This window comes from Chryseobacterium sp. CFS2, assembly GCF_036543225.1.
GTDB lineage: Bacteria > Bacteroidota > Bacteroidia > Flavobacteriales > Weeksellaceae > Chryseobacterium > Chryseobacterium culicis_A.
In genome coordinates, this window is sequence record NZ_JAZHQU010000006.1 from 98,552 (window position 1) to 117,389 (window position 18,838).

General features: G+C 34.7%; 20 protein-coding genes. 3 read left to right on the top strand and 17 right to left on the bottom strand.

The annotated features are described in order from the left end of the window. Positions 1-67: 67 nt before the first annotated feature. From porX to ODR02_RS15175, 3 genes are all read left to right on the top strand, one after another. Positions 68-1,612, top strand: a complete 1,545-nt coding sequence (gene porX / locus ODR02_RS15165; RefSeq protein WP_105681222.1) for a T9SS response regulator signal transducer PorX — start codon at positions 68-70, stop codon at positions 1,610-1,612. Between the two features lie 100 nt (positions 1,613-1,712). Next, positions 1,713-2,003 carry a YciI family protein gene (locus tag ODR02_RS15170; protein ID WP_209787762.1) on the top strand — a complete coding sequence of 97 codons (291 nt, stop codon included), beginning with the start codon at positions 1,713-1,715 and terminating at the stop codon, positions 2,001-2,003. Beyond that, positions 2,003-2,767: an exodeoxyribonuclease III gene (locus ODR02_RS15175; RefSeq protein ID WP_209787759.1), complete on the top strand. Its 765-nt coding sequence runs from the start codon at positions 2,003-2,005 to the stop codon at positions 2,765-2,767. The genes ODR02_RS15170 and ODR02_RS15175 overlap by 1 nt, the downstream gene beginning before the upstream one ends. 70 nt (positions 2,768-2,837) lie before the next feature. On the opposite strand, the gene ODR02_RS15180 is transcribed toward ODR02_RS15175, so the two are convergent. The 17 genes from ODR02_RS15180 to ODR02_RS15260 form a co-directional block, all read right to left on the bottom strand. Next, positions 2,838-3,209 (bottom strand): septal ring lytic transglycosylase RlpA family protein, encoded by a 372-nt coding sequence (locus ODR02_RS15180; protein ID WP_105681225.1) that lies wholly within the window; start codon positions 3,207-3,209, stop codon positions 2,838-2,840. Between the two features lie 569 nt (positions 3,210-3,778). Next, on the bottom strand, positions 3,779-4,486 hold the full coding sequence (locus ODR02_RS15185; protein WP_209787756.1) for a hypothetical protein: 708 nt from the start codon (positions 4,484-4,486) through the stop codon (positions 3,779-3,781). A gap of 17 nt (positions 4,487-4,503) precedes the next feature. Beyond that, a complete protein-coding gene (locus tag ODR02_RS15190) occupies positions 4,504-5,091 on the bottom strand; it encodes a hypothetical protein (RefSeq protein ID WP_209787754.1) in 588 nt (195 codons plus the stop codon). A gap of 395 nt (positions 5,092-5,486) precedes the next feature. Continuing rightward, on the bottom strand, positions 5,487-6,788 hold the full coding sequence (gene rimO / locus ODR02_RS15195) for a 30S ribosomal protein S12 methylthiotransferase RimO (protein WP_209787751.1): 1,302 nt from the start codon (positions 6,786-6,788) through the stop codon (positions 5,487-5,489). A gap of 95 nt (positions 6,789-6,883) precedes the next feature. Next, positions 6,884-7,429: a dTDP-4-dehydrorhamnose 3,5-epimerase gene (gene rfbC, locus ODR02_RS15200; RefSeq protein WP_209787748.1), complete on the bottom strand. Its 546-nt coding sequence runs from the start codon at positions 7,427-7,429 to the stop codon at positions 6,884-6,886. A 15-nt stretch (positions 7,430-7,444) separates the two neighbouring features. Next, a complete protein-coding gene (locus ODR02_RS15205; RefSeq protein WP_209787745.1) occupies positions 7,445-8,014 on the bottom strand; it encodes a sugar transferase in 570 nt (189 codons plus the stop codon). A 14-nt stretch (positions 8,015-8,028) separates the two neighbouring features. Continuing rightward, the gene (locus tag ODR02_RS15210; RefSeq protein WP_309512686.1) at positions 8,029-9,165 is read right to left on the bottom strand and encodes a DegT/DnrJ/EryC1/StrS family aminotransferase; all 1,137 of its coding nucleotides are present in this window, start codon (positions 9,163-9,165) and stop codon (positions 8,029-8,031) included. Positions 9,166-9,185: 20 nt separating this feature from the next. Next, positions 9,186-9,779 carry an acetyltransferase gene (locus ODR02_RS15215; RefSeq protein ID WP_209787738.1) on the bottom strand — a complete coding sequence of 198 codons (594 nt, stop codon included), beginning with the start codon at positions 9,777-9,779 and terminating at the stop codon, positions 9,186-9,188. Then, positions 9,779-10,387 carry a sugar transferase gene (locus ODR02_RS15220; RefSeq protein ID WP_209787735.1) on the bottom strand — a complete coding sequence of 203 codons (609 nt, stop codon included), beginning with the start codon at positions 10,385-10,387 and terminating at the stop codon, positions 9,779-9,781. Before ODR02_RS15220 ends, ODR02_RS15215 begins: the two co-directional genes overlap by 1 nt. A gap of 20 nt (positions 10,388-10,407) precedes the next feature. Next, on the bottom strand, positions 10,408-11,613 hold the full coding sequence (locus ODR02_RS15225; protein WP_309512687.1) for a glycosyltransferase family 4 protein: 1,206 nt from the start codon (positions 11,611-11,613) through the stop codon (positions 10,408-10,410). After that, positions 11,610-12,746: a non-hydrolyzing UDP-N-acetylglucosamine 2-epimerase gene (gene wecB, locus ODR02_RS15230; RefSeq protein WP_209787730.1), complete on the bottom strand. Its 1,137-nt coding sequence runs from the start codon at positions 12,744-12,746 to the stop codon at positions 11,610-11,612. The genes ODR02_RS15225 and wecB overlap by 4 nt, the downstream gene beginning before the upstream one ends. 4 nt (positions 12,747-12,750) lie before the next feature. Further along, a complete protein-coding gene (locus ODR02_RS15235) occupies positions 12,751-13,824 on the bottom strand; it encodes an EpsG family protein (protein ID WP_309512688.1) in 1,074 nt (357 codons plus the stop codon). A gap of 4 nt (positions 13,825-13,828) precedes the next feature. Next, a complete protein-coding gene (locus ODR02_RS15240) occupies positions 13,829-14,947 on the bottom strand; it encodes a polysaccharide biosynthesis C-terminal domain-containing protein (protein WP_309512689.1) in 1,119 nt (372 codons plus the stop codon). Positions 14,948-14,949: 2 nt separating this feature from the next. Then, a complete protein-coding gene (locus ODR02_RS15245) occupies positions 14,950-15,372 on the bottom strand; it encodes a WxcM-like domain-containing protein (protein ID WP_309512690.1) in 423 nt (140 codons plus the stop codon). 3 nt (positions 15,373-15,375) lie between these two features. Further along, on the bottom strand, positions 15,376-16,410 hold the full coding sequence (locus tag ODR02_RS15250; RefSeq protein WP_309512691.1) for a polysaccharide biosynthesis protein: 1,035 nt from the start codon (positions 16,408-16,410) through the stop codon (positions 15,376-15,378). Continuing rightward, the gene (locus ODR02_RS15255) at positions 16,394-17,524 is read right to left on the bottom strand and encodes a glycosyltransferase family 4 protein (RefSeq protein ID WP_309512692.1); all 1,131 of its coding nucleotides are present in this window, start codon (positions 17,522-17,524) and stop codon (positions 16,394-16,396) included. Before ODR02_RS15255 ends, ODR02_RS15250 begins: the two co-directional genes overlap by 17 nt. Then, positions 17,521-18,585, bottom strand: a complete 1,065-nt coding sequence (locus ODR02_RS15260; protein ID WP_209787712.1) for an O-antigen polymerase — start codon at positions 18,583-18,585, stop codon at positions 17,521-17,523. The genes ODR02_RS15255 and ODR02_RS15260 overlap by 4 nt, the downstream gene beginning before the upstream one ends. Between the last annotated feature and the right edge of the window lie 253 nt (positions 18,586-18,838).

Consider the following 18,838-nt stretch of genomic DNA (forward strand, 5'->3'; position numbering starts at 1 on the left):
CGATTTTGTGAGATTTTAAAAGGAATTGGTCAACATTTTGATACAATAACCATGTAAAAAATAAATTATGTCAGAAAAGATATTATGGATCGATGATGAAATAGATTTACTTAAACCTCATATCGTATTTTTAGAAAAGAAGGGTTACCAGGTAACTCCTGTTAATAATGTGAATGAGGCTTTGGAACTTATGGATTCAGAGAAATTTGCTTTAACGCTAATTGATGAAAATATGCCCGGCATTTCCGGATTGGAAGCCATTCCTATGATTAAGGAAAAAGATAATGCCTTAAAAATCGTCATGGTGACCAAAAGTGAAGAGGAACACATTATGGAAGAGGCTATCGGTTCCCAGATTGCCGATTATATATTAAAACCTGTAAATCCTAACCAGATATTACTTTCCTTAAAGAAAAATCTTCAGGAGGATAATCTTGTTGAACAAAAAACTATTTTGCAGTATCAGCAGGAATTCAGGAATCTTTCTATGGAACTTTCTTATTTGAGAACCTATCAGGAATGGGCTGAATATTATAAAAAGATCCTCAGCTGGGAAATCAAGTTTGATAAAGTAGCAGATAATGAATTTGCCGACCTTCTGCAATCTCAGAAAGAAGAAGCCAATATTCAGTTTGCTAAGTTTATTGAGAAAAACTATGCAGATTGGCTTATTGATTCAGACAAGCCTCTGATGAGCCATACCCTGTTCAAGGAAAAGGTAAAGCCTGAAGTGGAAAAAGAAAAAGTTCTTTTACTGATGGTTGATAACCTTCGTTATGACCAATGGAAAGTAATTGAGCCTTTATTTACAAAATATTACAATAAAATATCAGAAGATTACTACTACAGTATTCTTCCTACCGCAACACAATATGCGAGAAACTCTTTCTTTGCCGGATTAATGCCATCCGAGATTGAGAAACGTTTCCCGGATAAATGGTTTAATGATAATGAGGAAGGAAACAAAAATGAATTTGAGCGCGATTTCCTTGAAGATCAAATGAAGAGAATTGGTCTCGGATCAAAGTCTATGAAGTATCTTAAAGTACTGAACGCTGATTTTGAAAGAAAGATCTATGATGATTTCAATCAGCATAAAAATAATGATCTGTTGGTCATTGTATACAACTTCATTGATATCCTTTCCCACGCAAAAACAGACAACCATATTGTAGATCAGCTGATCCGTGATGATAAAACGTTCCGTTCTCTTACTTTCAACTGGTTTGAAAACTCTTCTTTACTGAAGATCATTAAAACCGCTGCAGAAAATGGATATAAACTGGTTATCACCACAGACCACGGAACGGTATACGTGAAAAAACCAAGTAAAGTTGTAGGAGACAGAGAAACGTCTACGAATATCAGATACAAAACAGGTAAAAGCTTAACGTATGATGACAGTGATGTATGGGCAATTACCAATCCTGAAAAGCTTTTCCTTCCCAAAGGAAATTTAAGTTCGAAATATATTTTTGCTAAAAACAATATATTCCTGGCGTATCCTAAAAATTACAATCATTTTGTAAATTACTATAAAGAAACTTACCAGCATGGGGGGATTTCACTGGAAGAGTGTATCATTCCCATCAGCGTTCTAGAACCCAAGTAGTTTTTTTCATAGTTTATTTAATTTTGGGTTTAAGGCGGAAAAAATCATTCGATTTTTTCCGCCTCTTTTTTATAGTTCATATCTTCGTAAAAAATAAATCATGTTTATTATTTCGCTCACTTATAAGAGTTCTCTTGAAGATATAGAAAGACATATTCCCCAACATAATATTTTCCTCGACAAACATTATGAATCCGGAGTGTTTATCGCATCAGGAAGAAAAGAACCCAGAACAGGAGGGATCATTATTGCCAAAACGGAATCTAAAAAAGATATTGAGCAGATTATTACTGAAGATCCTTTTTATATTCATGAAATAGCAGATTATACCATCACCGAATTCATTCCGTCCAAATACAATGACAATTTTAAAATATTTATAGAAGAATAATGAGATTAATCACCTACAATGTCAATGGAATCAGAGCAGCTTTCACGAAGGATTTTCTAGGCTGGCTGAAGACTGCCGATCCGGATATCATCTGTATTCAGGAGAGCAAGGCAGGAAACGATCAGATAGATATCGAAAGTCTTGAAAAATTAGGATATCACAGTTATTGGCACTCAGCGGTAAAAAAAGGCTACAGCGGGGTCGGAATTGCCTCAAAAATAAAACCCAATCATGTAGAGTATGGTTGTGGTATTGAAAGCTACGATAATGAAGGAAGAATCATCCGTGCAGATTTCGATGGATTTTCTGCCATTTCCGTCTATGTGCCTTCCGCTTCTAATATTGAGAGACTGGATTTTAAAATGCAGTTTTGCCATGACTTCCTGGAGTATATCAAAAACTTAAAGAAAGAAATTCCTAACCTGGTTATATCCGGTGACTTTAATATCTGCCATGAGGCTATCGACATTCACAATCCTGTAGGTCTAAAGAATGTTTCAGGATTTCTTCCTATGGAAAGGGAATGGATGACCAATTTCATCAATGAATGTGAATTGATTGACAGTTTCAGGTTTTTCAATAATGAACCTGATCATTATACATGGTGGAGTTACAGGCAAAATTCAAGGGAAAGAAATAAAGGATGGAGGCTGGATTATAACTTCACCTCTTATAGTTTAAAAGATAAGCTCAGCAGGGCTGTTATTTTAAAGGAAGCAGTACATTCTGACCATTGTCCTGCTTTATTAGAATTGGATGTTTAATCAACGGGATGTTACCGCATACAAAAAGCCAGCTGAATCAGCTGGCTTTTTTTTAATTTAAATCATAAAATTAATCGACAATTTCATATTCGACCGGAATTGTACCATGACTGATATCTCCGATCTCATCGAACGCAGCTTTAGACATATCTAAAGATCTTGATGAATGGAAAGGCCCTCTGTCATTAATTCTCACTATTACCTCTTTACCATTCTTAAGGTTTGTTACCTTAACGTTTGTTCCAAATGGAAGCGTTCTGTTTGCTGCAGTAAACTTTGAGTTATCAAAGATTTCTCCGCTAGCAGTTTTTCTACCGTTAAATTTATCGTGGTAGTACGATGCATAACTTGTTTTTTTCGCATCTAAGGCATTACTCGTAAAAGAATAAACACCTAAGGTTGAAATCATCATTATGATTACGAGAATGAATCTTTTCATCATTTTGAACTTTTATTGGTTTTGACGGGACAAAAGTATCAGGAATCTTTATAAAACCCTATCCAATATGTTAAAAAGAGTTAATGAAACAGTAAAGAAATGTTAACAAACCCTGCAATACCCTATTAACAGGGCTTTTAGACCACACTGTTAAAAAATGTTAAAAAAAGACCCAAAAAGTTAATATAATTAACTAAATCACATAAAATTTGAAAAAGCAAAAATAAAAACAAATTGAAAATCAATTAGTTATAAAATTAACAACGTTAAAAAATTGAATCAAAAAAATTATTATTAAAATCAGAAATCATAAAATCTGATTCTGGAGAAAAGTCCTGATAGAAGATATCCGGCTTTATAAAATCAGATTTCTGAATCAGATTTTAACAGCATTATATTTTGTTAAAACTTCCTGATTGATTCTTTATTTCCATAATCTCATGATTCTACACTAAAAAATTACATCAATATGATTACTTACTGTCAAAAAAATAAATGAACGCTACGCCTCTTAAAAGTAAAAAACCAATGATATTCTCATTGGTTTTTATTATGTAACTAAATAAATTTCTTTATTTTAAGTATTCTAAAACGTAGTCATACGTTCCGTTAGGATATACTACAGACATACTTGGAGACCCTGTAACAGCAGCTCCTGTACCTGTATCATATGAATACAATCCTCTAGAATATACTGTATTAGTACCCGCTTTATAAATAGTAATTCCGTACATAGCAGTAATTCCAGCAGGAGCAGGAATTGTTACTGCAGTAGTAGTACCGTTTGCAGCGAAAGTTCCTTTTATACCATAAATTTGTGCGTTGTTTACCTGTCTGTTTGTAACAGTTTCAGTAGTAAGAATATTTTCTTTACCTCCTCCACCTAATGGCAACCATTGTCCTGAAGCAGAAGAAAATGCCGGCGTTGGAGTAGGATTGCTAAAATAGTAAAAACCTACACCTACAGTTTGACCTCCGATACCTGATCCTGTAGCAGGAGTAGTACCGGCAACCGAGTTATATACGATCATACCATCATATGCTGTAGGAAACTTCAATGCATTAGTTACTGGTGTAACAAATGTAAAAGTAGTTAAGTTTGTTCTTGGAACAGATAAACCTTTTCCTAAGTTATTTGATGAAGGGAAACTTGAAGCATCTAAGTAAACTGATTCTCCACCTATGGTTGCATTAATTGTATTATTTGTTTTGATCTGTGCATTAGAAAAGATACCCACAGCTAATAATACAAGAGCAGAAATTTTTTTATTTGTGTTCATTTCACTATTATTTTAAATTATAAACTTGTGCAATACCATGCACCACTGATGAAAGTATACTCTAATGCCGAACCTGATACTGCTGGCGAAGTAGTTGTACTAGAGTGAACACCAGTAACACTAAATCCAGCACCACCTGTAGCATCAACAATTCTGAATTTATCTCCGGCAACTGAAGTTGCTATTGCAGGAGCTGCAATAGTTACATTCGTAGTTACCAACATTGATTCATTCTTGTTAATAGCAGTCGATTGTGAAACGTTAGTATATCCGATAGCTGTAGCTGAGCCACCTATAGGCTTCCATTCAGGAACTGAATTATCGAAATAATAGAATCCAGGGCCTGTAATTTTAACTTTTCTTGCACCTGTACCTGTTCCGGAAGTAATGTAAACAATTGCTCCATTCTGAGGTGCACCGTATGTACCACTGGTGTCATCCTTAGAAGATAATTCTGCTGCCGTCATACGAGGGACTAGTAAGGCATCAGGTCTTGCATTGTCTGTAGTATTTGCTACTACGTCTAATGTTGCGGCAGGTGTGGTTGTGTTAATCCCCACTCGCCCCTGTTGAGCCTTAGAAACGGCCGAAAGGCCAACAAGCATAATTGCTGTTAATAAAAATTTTTTCATAAGTTTTTAAAGATTTTTAATTACATTTTTTCATCAATATTTCCAAAAAGCTTAATAAATCTCAACTTGTGAACACTGAACTAAAAATAAAATATTCAAATAAGTATTTCAATTGATTTTAACTTCATTTCAATGATTAACTTGCTGAAATCATACGCTTTAAAAATATTGCTTCTTGCGCAAATTTAAGACATAATTTTCGATTTTAAATACATTATAAAAGAAAATTAAAAATTCTTAATTACACAAAATATTAACAAATTGATTATCAATACAATAAAAATAAATTACCGAGAAAATTCTATGTTAATTTTCGTTAATAATTTAATTTTAAAAATGATATTTTTACTTGATTAATAAGCGTTTAGCTAGACTAACTCTCCATATAAGTCAAATTCTTCGGCAGAGGTAATTTTCACGTCTGCAAATTCACCTATTGAAATATAAGTATCTTCGGCAGAAACCAAAACTGTATTGTCCACATCTGGTGAGTCATACTCTGTTCTTCCGATAAAATAATTCCCTTCTTTACGGTCAAAAATACATCTGAATACTTTACCGATTTTTTCCTGGTTTTTCTCCCACGAAATCTGAGACTGAAGCTCCATGATTTCTTCTACTCTTGCCTCTTTTACTTCCTGTGGAATATCATCTTCCAAAACATGAGCAGTGGTATTCTCTTCATGAGAATAAGTAAAGCAACCTAATCTGTCAAACTTTTGCTCTCTTACCCAATCTTTAAGCTCCTGAAATCTTTCTTGTGTTTCTCCTGGATATCCAACAATAAGCGTTGTTCTGATTGCCATATCAGGAACTTTCTCTCTGAATTTTCCTAAAAGGGCATCCGTTTTTTCATGGGTAGTTCCTCTCTTCATAGATTTCAGCAAATCTGAATTGATATGCTGAAGAGGAATATCAATATAGTTACATACTTTAGGTTCTTCACGGATAATATCAAGAACATCTTCCGGGAACCCGCTTGGGAAAGCATAGTGAAGACGAATCCATTCTACTCCTTCTACTTTTACCAGTTCTTTCAAAAGATCACCCAATGCTCTTTTTTTATAAAGATCCAGCCCATAGTAAGTAAGATCCTGAGCGATAAGAATTAATTCTTTTGTTCCTTTTTTGGCCAGTTTCTGAGCTTCTGAAACCAGCTTTTCGATAGGCGTTGAAATATGTCCTCCTCTCATCAATGGGATGGCACAGAAAGAACACGGTCTGTCGCAGCCTTCAGAAATTTTAAGGTATGCGTAATGTTTAGGAGTTGTTGTTAATCTTTCTCCTACCAGCTCATGTTTATAATCTGCTCCAAGGTGCTTTAAAAGTATTGGAAGGTCTCTGGTTCCGAAATACTGATCTACATCCGGAATTTCTTTAATCAAATCCGGTTTATATCTTTCGGATAAACATCCTGTAACGAATACTTTTTCAACCTCGCCTCTGTTTTTAGCGTCCACATAATCAAGGATGGTATTGATAGACTCTTCTTTAGCATTATCAATAAATCCGCAGGTATTGATGACCACAATGTCCCCACGGTCTTCGTGAACCACTTCTTTGCCATTGGCTTTCAGCTGGCTCATTAATACTTCAGAATCATATACATTCTTGGAACATCCAAGAGTGACTACATTGATTTTCTTCTTCCCTACAGATTTTGTACGCATCGTTTTGATTTTGAGTCTGCAAAGATACAAAATATTGGAGAGTTAAGATTAAAAAAGTAAAACCACTTTATAAAAGTGGTTTTCAGGGATATGCTTTAAAAGTTTTTTTCTTTAAATCCAGGAGCGTTCTCGTCTTTTTCAGAAAGGATGGCGTCTTTTTCATCTACCTTCCAGTCGATATCAAGATCGGGATCATTGAATTTTACACTGCCTTCTGATTCTTTGTTGTAAAAATTATCACATTTATAAGAAAATACAGCGTGGGTACTCAGCACAGAAAACCCGTGCCCGAAACCTCGCGGTACATAAAGCTGTAATTTATTTTCAGCAGTAAGTTCTATTCCGAACCATTTTCCAAATGTAGGCGAGTCTTCTCTAAGGTCTACAGCCACGTCCCAAACGCTTCCTTCAAGACAAGAAACTAATTTTGCCTGAGCATGTTCTCCTTTCTGAAGATGTAATCCTCTTAATACTCCATAGGAAGATTTGGAAATATTATCCTGTACAAAGTGCCCGTTCATTCCGGTAAGTTCCTCGAATTTTTTTTCGTTGAACTTTTCAAAGAAGTATCCTCTTTCATCCTCAAATATGGTAGGCTTTATGATGTAGCAGTCTTTAAGCGGGGTTTCTTTAATTTTCATAATAGTTAAAAAACTCTATTTCAATGTGGTTATTAATGTTTTAAACAAAATTTTTGCATCGTTTTTAAAAGACATATTTTCAAAATAGTCCAGATTCATTTTTACTTTGTTCGGAAATAATACTTCATCATTATATGCTAAAGGATCTTTCTGGTTTTTCAGAAGATTTTCTTCATCTCTGTATTTGATGCTTGCTTCACAGGTAAGCCCGGGTTTGAGTTCCAAGACTTTTCTATCTGCTCCGGCAAGTTTATCATAATACCCTTCGATATCCGGTCTGGGACCCACAAAACTCATTTCGCCTTTTAAAATATTAAACAATTGCGGAAATTCATCCAGCTTAAATTTTCTGAGCGTCTGCCCGATTTTTGAGCATGTTCTCGTCTCTTCATGAATTGTTTTAAATTTAAAAATGGTAAAAGGTTTTCCATACTGCCCTATCCGGGTCTGAAAAAAAATTCCATTGGAAGAGGTATCCCAACTTGCAATCACAAATAAAATGATCAGTACCGGCATAAGAAAGAGGATCAATATTGCCGCTAAGGTAAAATCAAAAACCGCTTTCCAATATGTATACTGATTCATTAAATTCGATGATATTAAATTCCAAAGTAAGTATGCACTACTTTTGTGATTCTTTCTCTGTCATCATCTGACAGATTAGAGCCTGAAGGAAGACATAATCCGTTATCAAAAAGCTTTTCTGAAATATTCCCTCCATAATAAGGTGAGGTTTCAAAAACCGGCTGTAAATGCATTGGTTTCCACAGTGGTCTTGATTCAATATTATCTTCTAAAAAGGCAAATCTCAAACCTTCTCTGTTTTTCCCTGTAGTTTCAGGGTCAACAATGATTGCAGAGAGCCAATGGTTTGAATAAAAATCATCTCCCGGCTCTGAAAATACTGTTACTCCTTCAATATTTTTAAAAAGATCAACATAGAAATTGTGCATTGCTCTACGGGCATCCACTCTGTCCTTAAGCACTTCCATCTGCCCTCTTCCTATTCCTGCAACAATATTGCTCATTCTATAATTGAAACCAATCTGCGAATGCTGATAGTGAGGTGCATTGTCTCTTGCCTGTGTAGAAAGGAAAACGGTTTTATCTTTATCTTCCTGAGTGTGACAAACCAAAGCTCCACCTCCTGAAGTGGTAATAATTTTATTTCCGTTAAAACTTAAAATACCAAAACGTCCGAATGTTCCGCATGCCTGTCCTTTATACGTTGAGCCAAGAGCTTCAGCCGCATCTTCTATCACAGGAATCTGGAATTCCTGAGCGATGGCTGTAATTTCGTCCATTTTTGCCGGCATACCGTAAAGGTGAACGACAATGATTGCTTTAGGTTTTGTTCCTTTTTGGATTCTGTCTTCAATGGCTTCTCTTAGTGCTTTTGGACACATATTCCATGTAACAGGCTCACTATCGATAAAAACAGGAATTGCCCCACAATACGCAATTGGATTGGCTGAAGCAGAAAAAGTCATTGATTGGCAGATTACCTCATCACCATGTACAACTCCACATTCGATAAGAGCAAGGTGTAATGCTGCAGTACCTGCAGAAAGTGCTGCTACTTTTGCGCTTCCACCTAAAAACTGCTCCAGATCACTTTCAAATCCATTAACATTAGGTCCCAACGGAGCTACCCAGTTTTCTTCAAATGCTTCGTTGATGTATTTTTGTTCATTCCCTCCCATATGTGGCGAGGACAGCCAGATTTTAGTATTCATATTTTTGATTCGTAACTTTTTTATATAATATTTTTCTTGATAATTCTCCCAGGATTTCCCACTACCACTGAATAATCAGGAATATCGTTTATAATAACTGCTCCGGCACCTATTACACACCATTTTCCTATTTTGATTCCCTGAATGACCGAAGCGCCGATCCCAATCTGAGAGCCTTCACCGACTTCTACTCCTCCGGCAAGTGCCGAATTGGGTGAGATATGGACAAAGTCTTCAATCACACAATCATGATCTACGGATGCATTGGTATTGATGATACAGTGCTTTCCAATGGTAGTATCTGCATTGATGACAACGCCACCCATGATTACAGTTCCCTCTTCTATTTTCACAGAGCCTGAAATAATTGATTTTGGATGTATTAAGACATCAATCTTATTCTTAATTTGTTCTGCGATTTTCTTACGGGTAAGGTTATTTCCAATTGAAATAATAAGCTTTTCCTTATCATCCGGTACATGATTCAATACAGGAAATCCATAGCATTCCTTTTTAGAGGCATCCTGATCTATGAATGCCTTAATTTTTATGTCATTAGCAGCAGCAATATCTGCAATTACCTTTCCATGTCCACTTGCTCCAAATAAATACATTATTTTTTCTTTCCTTTAAAAGGTTCTATGGTAACGTGGCCATCTGCTGAAATACCTTCTCTTATAAAAACTTTCTTTATAGTAAGAAATATTATTTTCAGATCCAGCATAAGCGATACATGGTCCACATACCAGACATCTAAATTAAACTTTTCTTCCCAAGAAATAGCATTTCTTCCGTTAATCTGTGCCCAGCCGGTAATTCCCGGTCTTACTTCATGTCTTCTTGCCTGATAATCATCATATAATGGCAGATACTGTACCAACAATGGTCTTGGACCAATTAATGCCATATCTCCTATCAAAACATTAATCAGTTGGGGAATTTCATCTATAGAGGTTTTACGGACAAACGACCCAACTGCTGTAAGTCTCTCTGCATCTGACAACAGATTACCTTCAGAGTCTGTTTTGTCATTCATTGTTTTGAATTTTATAATGGTAAAAATTTTACCGTTTTTCCCTGGTCTTCTCTGCAAGAAAAAGGGTTTCCCTTCATTTGCGATAGCCAAAGCAATAAAAAAAACAATAAAGACAGGGCTTATTATAAGCAAACCGGTTAAGGCTAATATAAAATCAAAAACTCTTTTTACAAAAACACGATACATCTTTTTCTTTTCTCTTTTTTTTAAGCGTTAATAATTTTATCATACGATTGTTGTACCTGAAATTCTCTTTCCAGGAATTTCCTGCTGTTCTCCCTCATTTCTTCAAAATCGTTCGTATTCATTTCTACAAATTTATCTATTGCATTTATCATATCCTGAAGATTTGCTGAATCCACAGCTATGCCACAATTATTCTTAACCACATCTGTTCCGATGTCTGTACAAGGGTCTGTAGCAGTAAGAACCGGTAATTTAAACTCAAGATACGAGAGTAAACGGGATGGATAATTTGGGATGGTAAAATCTTTATGCAGGAAGATCAGCCCAACATCACAGGACTGTACCAGCAGGTCATAATCAGTTTTTGGAATGGCAGATAAAAGTAATGCGTTTTTAGGGCGGAAAGTATCAAACCATTTCCTCATTCTGCCAAATTCTGTTCCTGACCCCACTATCACAAAAAATAATCTGTCATCTTCAGCTTTCGCTTTTAAGGTTTCTATCACAAAATCAATGCCCTGAGGTTTTCCCAAATTTCCGCCATAGATAAAGATTTTCCTATTTTCCGGAATTCCATATCTGGCATGAATTTCTTTATATTGGCAAATGATTTCTCTGTTTAAAGGTAAGAGTTCAATAGCATTTGGATTTACCTCCAGTTTTTCTTTAGGAATAAAAGAATTGTGCTCCATCACAAATTTTAGATTCGCATCAGACATACACCCAATTTTATCGGAAATCAGATATAATTCCTTTTCTTTATTTCTAAAGTAGTTATACAATAATCCTTTCTTAGACATCAGCTGCATATCTACAGCATTTTGAGGGAAGATATCCTTTAGAAGAAGATATGTTTTAGCCTGATCTCTTTTTTTTATATATTTAATAAGGTTCGTAAAAGTAATAGGAGGTGTTGCATAAATAACCAGATCAAATTTCACTCCTGACAAGTGTTTTTTGATGGCTCTCAGAAAGAGTTTATCTATTGTTAGGGTAGAAATTCCCTTTTCAATAAAGTTCGTTTTCTGGATATTAAGTGTTTTTACATTCAGGAAAACAGTATTCCCTTCTTTTTTCACTTTTGTTTCTTGATTTTCGCATCTTTCAACAGGAGAAACTATGTATAGATGATGCCCATGCTGGGAAAATTCCCGCATTAAATCTTGATAAATACCACGTTCTTTTAAGGTATTTATCTTCACTAAGGTAAGAAACATTATATTCATAATTTACTCCAGACTACTCTGTTAACGTAATCGGTATAGCTTAAAATAATTCTAACCATTTTTTCTGACACATTGGGCATAGAATAATCAGCCACAAGCCTGTAGTTTCTATTTTCTGCTGTTTGCTGCTGCCTAAGCTGTACTAATCCCTGTAAAATTCTCTCAGGAGATAATCCTACCATCATTACAGAAGCTTCTTCCATAGCTTCAGGTCTTTCGTGCGCTTCTCTGATGTTAAGCGCTCTGAAATTAAGGATTGAAGATTCTTCTGAAATGGTACCGGAATCTGACAGTACTGCATAACTTCTCATTTGAAGAGCATTATAATCATGGAAACCAAGTGGTTTCAGAAACTGAATTTCAGATCTCACCTGAACCTGCATTTTATCAATCATATTTCTTGTTCTCGGATGGGTAGAAAAAATGATCGGATATTGATATTCTTCTGCAATTGCATTAAGGCTGTTGATGAGTCCTTTGAAATTTTTATCTGAATTAATATTTTCCTCTCTATGTGATGATACAACAAAGTATTTTCCTTCTTCAAGATTTAATCTTGTAAGAACATCGGAATTTTTAATGCTGGGAAGATAATGATTCAGAACCTCATACATCGGGGATCCGGTTTTAATAATTCTGTCAGCCGGAAGGCCTTCTCTTAAAAGGTATTCTCTGGCAATATCAGAGTATGTCAAATTAATATCAGAAATGTGGTCTACAATTTTCCGGTTGGTTTCTTCGGGAACTCTTTGATCAAAACACCTGTTTCCCGCTTCCATGTGGAAAATCGGAATTTGTCTTTTTTTGGCAGGAATAGCACATAAACATGAGTTTGTATCTCCGAGTACTAAAAACGCATCCGGTTTCACTTCTTCAAGAAGCGGATCTATTTTAACCAAAATGTTTCCAATTGTTTCCGCAGCTGTTTTTCCTGCTGCTTCCAGAAAATGGTCAGGTTTTCTTAAGCCTAAATCGTCGAAAAAGATCTGGTTAAGTTCATAATCGTAATTTTGTCCTGTATGGACTACAATGTGTTCTACAGCGTCAGAAGTATCTAAAGCTGATAACACTCTTGATAATCTAATGATTTCCGGCCGTGTGCCCACGACTGTCATTACTTTTAATTTCATCATATGGTTATAAAAAAGTTATTCTTATAAAGTGGAGAACTACAAAGGTAAAAAACGCGAGTAAAGTTTGCGAAAACAACCTGTATTTGTTTTTCAATTTTTCATCCTTATTAAGGAAAAAAGGATAAAAAATGATTAATGAAGCTAAAAACCAGGATAAATAGGCAAACCTATGAGCGTGATTTACTCTTACCAAAAATAAAAATATAGTATTTGTAAAAATAAAGACGTTCACTATCCGATGATAAGTGACATCTTTTATCTTTTCAATGAATATAAAATAATAAGAGATTACCATGATAACCAAACTGTAGGCAATCAAATCCCAACGGAATACCTGCTCATCAATATTTTCTATAAAATATTGGGCTCTTTCATCGGGAATTATGTTGGAAACGGTATGTTCAATTTCAGTTCCAAAAAAATAGGAAACAGGAATTGCCAATCCCCAAATCCAATAGAATTTTCTATCAACTTTCCTTATCAGTCCTGAGAAGATATATACCAATACCGGAAGCCCCAAAGAAAAATGAGATCCAAATGCCAGTAACATGAGTAAAGATTTCCACCATTTGTTTTTAATAAAAACTGCATATAAAAACATTGCAGATGCCATCCCCTGTCTGATACCGTAAACATTATAATTCCAGTAATAAAGGGAAGCTGTATGACAGATAAAAAATAATATCCAATGCTTTTTAGAAATATGTTTTGATACCAACACCAACAGTGCTACTGATACTAAACCACATAGAACAAAAAAACCTCTCTCATTGGTAATATATGAGGTAAATAAAATAAAATACCCAAAAAACAAATCCTTATTCGGCATTGGTGAAATTCCTTCTACACGTGCTATATCAAAGAATTCCCTATACATTTCTGAATCTGTGAAACCAGTTATCCCTACTGGTCTGAAACCAATAAGGATAACCAACAATAAAGGAATAAGATAGAAATAGCCTGTATTTCCATCTATATTGAGTAACCGTTTTTTTGAATAACTATCTATCACAACTCCTGTAACCAGCAATGATGTAAACAGATAGAATACAATTGAAAAAGCAGCCGGTGTATACATTTATTTATACTTTTACGAAATATGTATCAGGGTCTTCCGGGTTGAATGCTTCGTTAATCCAAAAAATGGTATAAAGATCTTCATTTCCTATATTCTTAATATTATGGGTATACCAGATAGGCATATCTACGTAAGCGGGCTCATCACCTTTCAAATAAAAATCGAAGATTTCATCAGTATCAATTTTTCTCAACTGGATAAGTGCATCTCCTTTTATTACTGCAAATCGTTCAATTTTTCTGGTATGGAAATGATCTCCCCTCGTAATCCCCGGAACTGTTGTAGAGAATGAACACTGGCCACCTATTCCAAGTCTGATCACCTCTACAAAAGCGCCTCTTGGATCTGTATGTTGTGTGAATTTTACAGGATAATGGTTTTTAATATCGAAATAACAACGGAAAGTATTGAACAAGTTCAGATCAAAAACTGATACAAGCTGTGGAATCTCACCATTATCAAAATATAATTGTTTATAGTTTTCAAGTTTTGCCAATACTTCAGAAACTTTATTTACTGAAGTATGCTCTGCTTCGTACAGCTCTTTGGTATCTGCCGCCTCTATCTGTCCGATAATTTCCTGTACAAGTTCTCCTACGTAGATTAGTTGCACTTCACTGTCATTATCAATAACAGGAGTTTCGCCATGTGTAAGTTTGTAGCAGAAGGTAGCAACGAAAGAGTTGTAGTTTGGCTTTCCAAAAGGTCCAAAAACATTAGGAATAATCATTCCTGTAAATTTTCCGCCAGCTCTTTTTGCCCAGTCTGCCAAAAGTATTCTTCCTTCTTTTTTCGATTTCCCATACAGGTTATCTCTTTCTTCCTGAGAAGATGATGAAAATATAACATGAGCTTTTGATCCTGTTCGTTCCAAAGAATCTATTAATTTCTTTACGAGTTCAATATTGTTATTGAAAATCACTTCAGGATCGGGATGGCGGTTCATTGCCGCAAGATGTACAATAACATCACACTGTTTTACAAATGCATCCAGCTGATCCGGTTGATCAAAAAAAGATCTGTCAAACTCAATTCTCTGATACTGCTCAGGTTTTAATCCGAGTGTATTGTACAAATGTGATCCTACAAAACCGTTTTGTCCGGTTATTCCTATTTTTTTCATCACTAAATATTTTCAAAATAATCCATAGGGAAACGATGGTCATCATCAATTTCACCTAAAGAATAGTTTACCATTACTAAAAGTTTCGATCCGTTTTCTTTTACCTGAATTGCGGATGCATACCCTGCCGGCATATAAAGTACATCCAATTTTCCGGCATTCAATTCAAAAGTAAGAATCTGAAGATCTTTTGAGGGTTCTCCCCAGTGATCAATTTTAACCAATTTAATAATAAAAGCTCCCTGGATGGCTGTAAACCAGCGTTGTTCTGTTTTATGTCCAGTCCATCCTCTTATATAGTCAATGCTGTTATTCTCAATGCAATATATTCTTTTTATTGCAGAAGCATCATAATTATTATTGACAAACAAATTTCCTCTTTCATCAGCATATTTTCCGCCTTCAATAATTTTTGGACTATTCATCTTCTAGTCCGGATATTGCATGATATCCTCTCCCAATACTTCTTTTCTGATCAAAGGAAGCTTCAAAAGAAGTTTTTTCATTCCTTCTACATCTTGCTGCTTCGTATTATGAGAATGATAATCTTCTATTTTTGAAATGTCTTTCATGCCTTCTGAGAAATATTTATCGTAATTAAGATCTCTGTTATCTGCAGGAATTCTGTAGAAATCTCCCATATCTTCCGCTTTCAGCATTTCCTCCCGTGTACAAAGCGTTTCATAAAGTTTTTCCCCATGTCTTGTTCCAATTACTTTTACCGGAATGTCTGCTTTAAACAATTCTTTCAGAGCCTGGGCCAGATCACCGATAGTTCCAGCCGGTGCTTTATTGACAAACAGGTCTCCTGTATTTCCATTTTCAAAAGCAAATAAAACAAGTTCCACAGCTTCCTCCAATGACATTAAAAATCTTGTCATCTTTGGATCTGTAATCGTAATAGGTTCACCATTTTTGATTTGTTTAACAAATAATGGAATCACAGAACCTCTGGATGCCATAACATTTCCGTACCTCGTAAGACAAACTGTTGTATTTTTCAGATTTCTGGAGGCTGCTACTACTACTTTTTCCATCATTGCTTTGGAAATACCCATGGCATTGATAGGATAGGCTGCTTTATCTGTACTCAAACAAATTACTTTCTGAACATGATTTGCTTCAGCGGCATCAATTACATTCTGTGTTCCTTCTACGTTAGTTTTTAATGCCTGCATAGGGAAAAATTCACAAGAAGGAACCTGCTTCAGGGCTGCAGCATGAAAAACATAGTCTACTCCTCTCATCGCCTGTTCAATACTTCTGTAATCTCTTACATCTCCAATATAAAACTTCAATTTATCATTTTTAAAATGATTTCTCATATCATCCTGTTTCTTCTCATCACGGGAAAAAATACGAATCTCTTTAAAATGCTCGGTATTGATAAATTTAGTAAGAACCGCTGTTCCGAAAGACCCTGTTCCTCCAGTAATTAGTAATACTTTATTTTGAATATTCATGGAAAATTTTTAATATATTATTATAATGACTGATAAAAGAATAGCTGTTTTTAAAGTGTTGCTGAGCATTCAGGCTCATTCTTTTAAAGTCTTGTTCATTCACGTTACTGATCGTTTCTGCAATAGCTTCGGGATCGTTATAATTTACAAAAAAACCTGTTTCTTTATCCAGATTCATATACTGAATGTCTCTGTATTGGGTTGTAATCAACACACAGCCATTCTTTAACCCTTCAATCAGGGATATAGGCTGGCCTTCTGCATTGTAATTGGTAGGTAAAATCAAAAAGTCTGCGCTCTTTAAAAGCTGATCTTTGACTTCTCCCTGAACCAACCCTTTATAGACCACATTGCCTTCCATGTTATTTTCTTTCACAAAAGTATGAAAGTAATCTTTTGCTTTTTCAACGCTGTCAAAAGTCACATCATCCGAGTTACTTAAAAAGTTTCCACAGAAATAAACCTGTGGAGAAATATTATATTTTTCTTTAAGGATTATGGATGAATGTAAAACATCCAGATAGCCTTTACTTTCAATAAGATTAGAAAGATACAAGATCACGGGTTTGTTGTGATTGTATTTTTTCTCTATCGGCTCGTCATTATCAAATTCAGGAATTCCATTAGGAACTACTTTAACTTTTCCTTTATAATTATCTACAAAATCAAAAAGGTCAATATACACTCTGGACAAAACAATAATACAGTCACATTGGCCATATGTCTTTTTGATAATCTTTTGAAGGAAAGGAGATTGTTCCAGATAGAACGTTTTAAAATTGCCTCCATGCAGATGGGCTACGATTTTCTTTCCAAATAATGCAGAAATCCAGACGAACACGAAATCCCTGTAAAAGCCCAGTTTGGATTGTGCAACTGCAATGTAGATCATCTTCGACTTACCTATTGTCATCATATAAAAGTAAATCAGCTTGATGCATGCTGTAATATATTCCAATATCTTCTGAAAATTACTGTCAGTATCTACACTTACGGTGATATATTTGAACGGAATCATTTGCTTTTTCAGTTCGTCCAAAAGCATATCAAAACATATAGACTGACCACTTATATTTTTAGGAGAGGATTTTACTCCCATTAAAACAAATTTCATCTTTGTAATTTTATATTACCCGGGCTAAAAATTCTGATAATAACAAATACAATTACCAGGGTAATAGAGTTAATAATAATATTAAGGAAACCAATATTCGAAAAGGCAACAGATCCAGAAATAAAGAGCGTATAGAAATAAATATACTTAAATCGTCCTTTCTTGCATCCCTGATAGAGTGTATTGGCAATTCCTCCAAGTAAAAAGTAAGCAATCAGTAAACCTATTGCTCCAAAGTTCATATAGGCTGCATAATTACCTACAGGAAAGGAAGTCATATAATCATCATCTACACGATAAGGTTTATCAATAAATCGTTTTTCGTTCGACATTACTGCGAGGTAAAGGCCATCATCTCCTTTTGGAAGCTTACTTACATCACTTCTTATAATAGGATGAAGTAAAATTTTTACGACATCTACATATCCTTCTCCATACCAGAAGCCATGTCTGTCAAACATATCTATGATAAATAAATACCTATCCAGTCCACTCATGTCAGAAAGCAGCTGATAAGACTGATAAGAGTTTTCGTCTTTAGTTGTCATCACAGATACCAATCCTTCATTATTCCAGGCGGCTGTTCCTCTGAATTTTGGGATGATGTACATTACTCCGAAGAAAAGTGCTATCAGTAAAATATATTTAGGCTTAAAGAATTGTTTAATGGATGCTGGTCTTTTTATTTGTATAACAATAAAACAGAATATAAGCATGTATAATATCTGAGTACGTCCTCCAGTAAGCAGAGAAGATAGCAGGAATGTAATAAAAAACGCTCCCAAGTTGATCTTTTGTACCAAGTTTAACCGGTCTCTTAAAAGATAGAGATATAATACATAATACCCGATAACCTGCTGGGTAAAATAGATATATCCCAGTTTACTTATATTTTCATTTCTATTGATAAAAATTTGAAAAAGATTATCAAGCTGTAAGGATTTAAAGTTATAAACAGAAAGTAAGTAAAATATAATACTTAATAAAAATAACAAATTCTTACTTTGCCCCACTGTAATTATATCCAGCTTTCCGATCAAAGAACTTAACATTTTTTTCATAAAAGATACAGTACCTATAATAAAAAAAATAATACAGCCTATGTGCAAAAGAATATACTTGAACAGTAAGTTATCTAAATTATCAGTATCAACAGGAGTATAGATAACATCAGGATGTTTCACTATATAAAACATATAGGGAGTAGCTAATACTGAAAAAAACAATATAATATTTATGGGTAAAAGAAAATCATACTTTTCATACCCAAAAAGTCTGTGATTCTTCTTAAAAAAGAAAAATACCAGAGTAAGA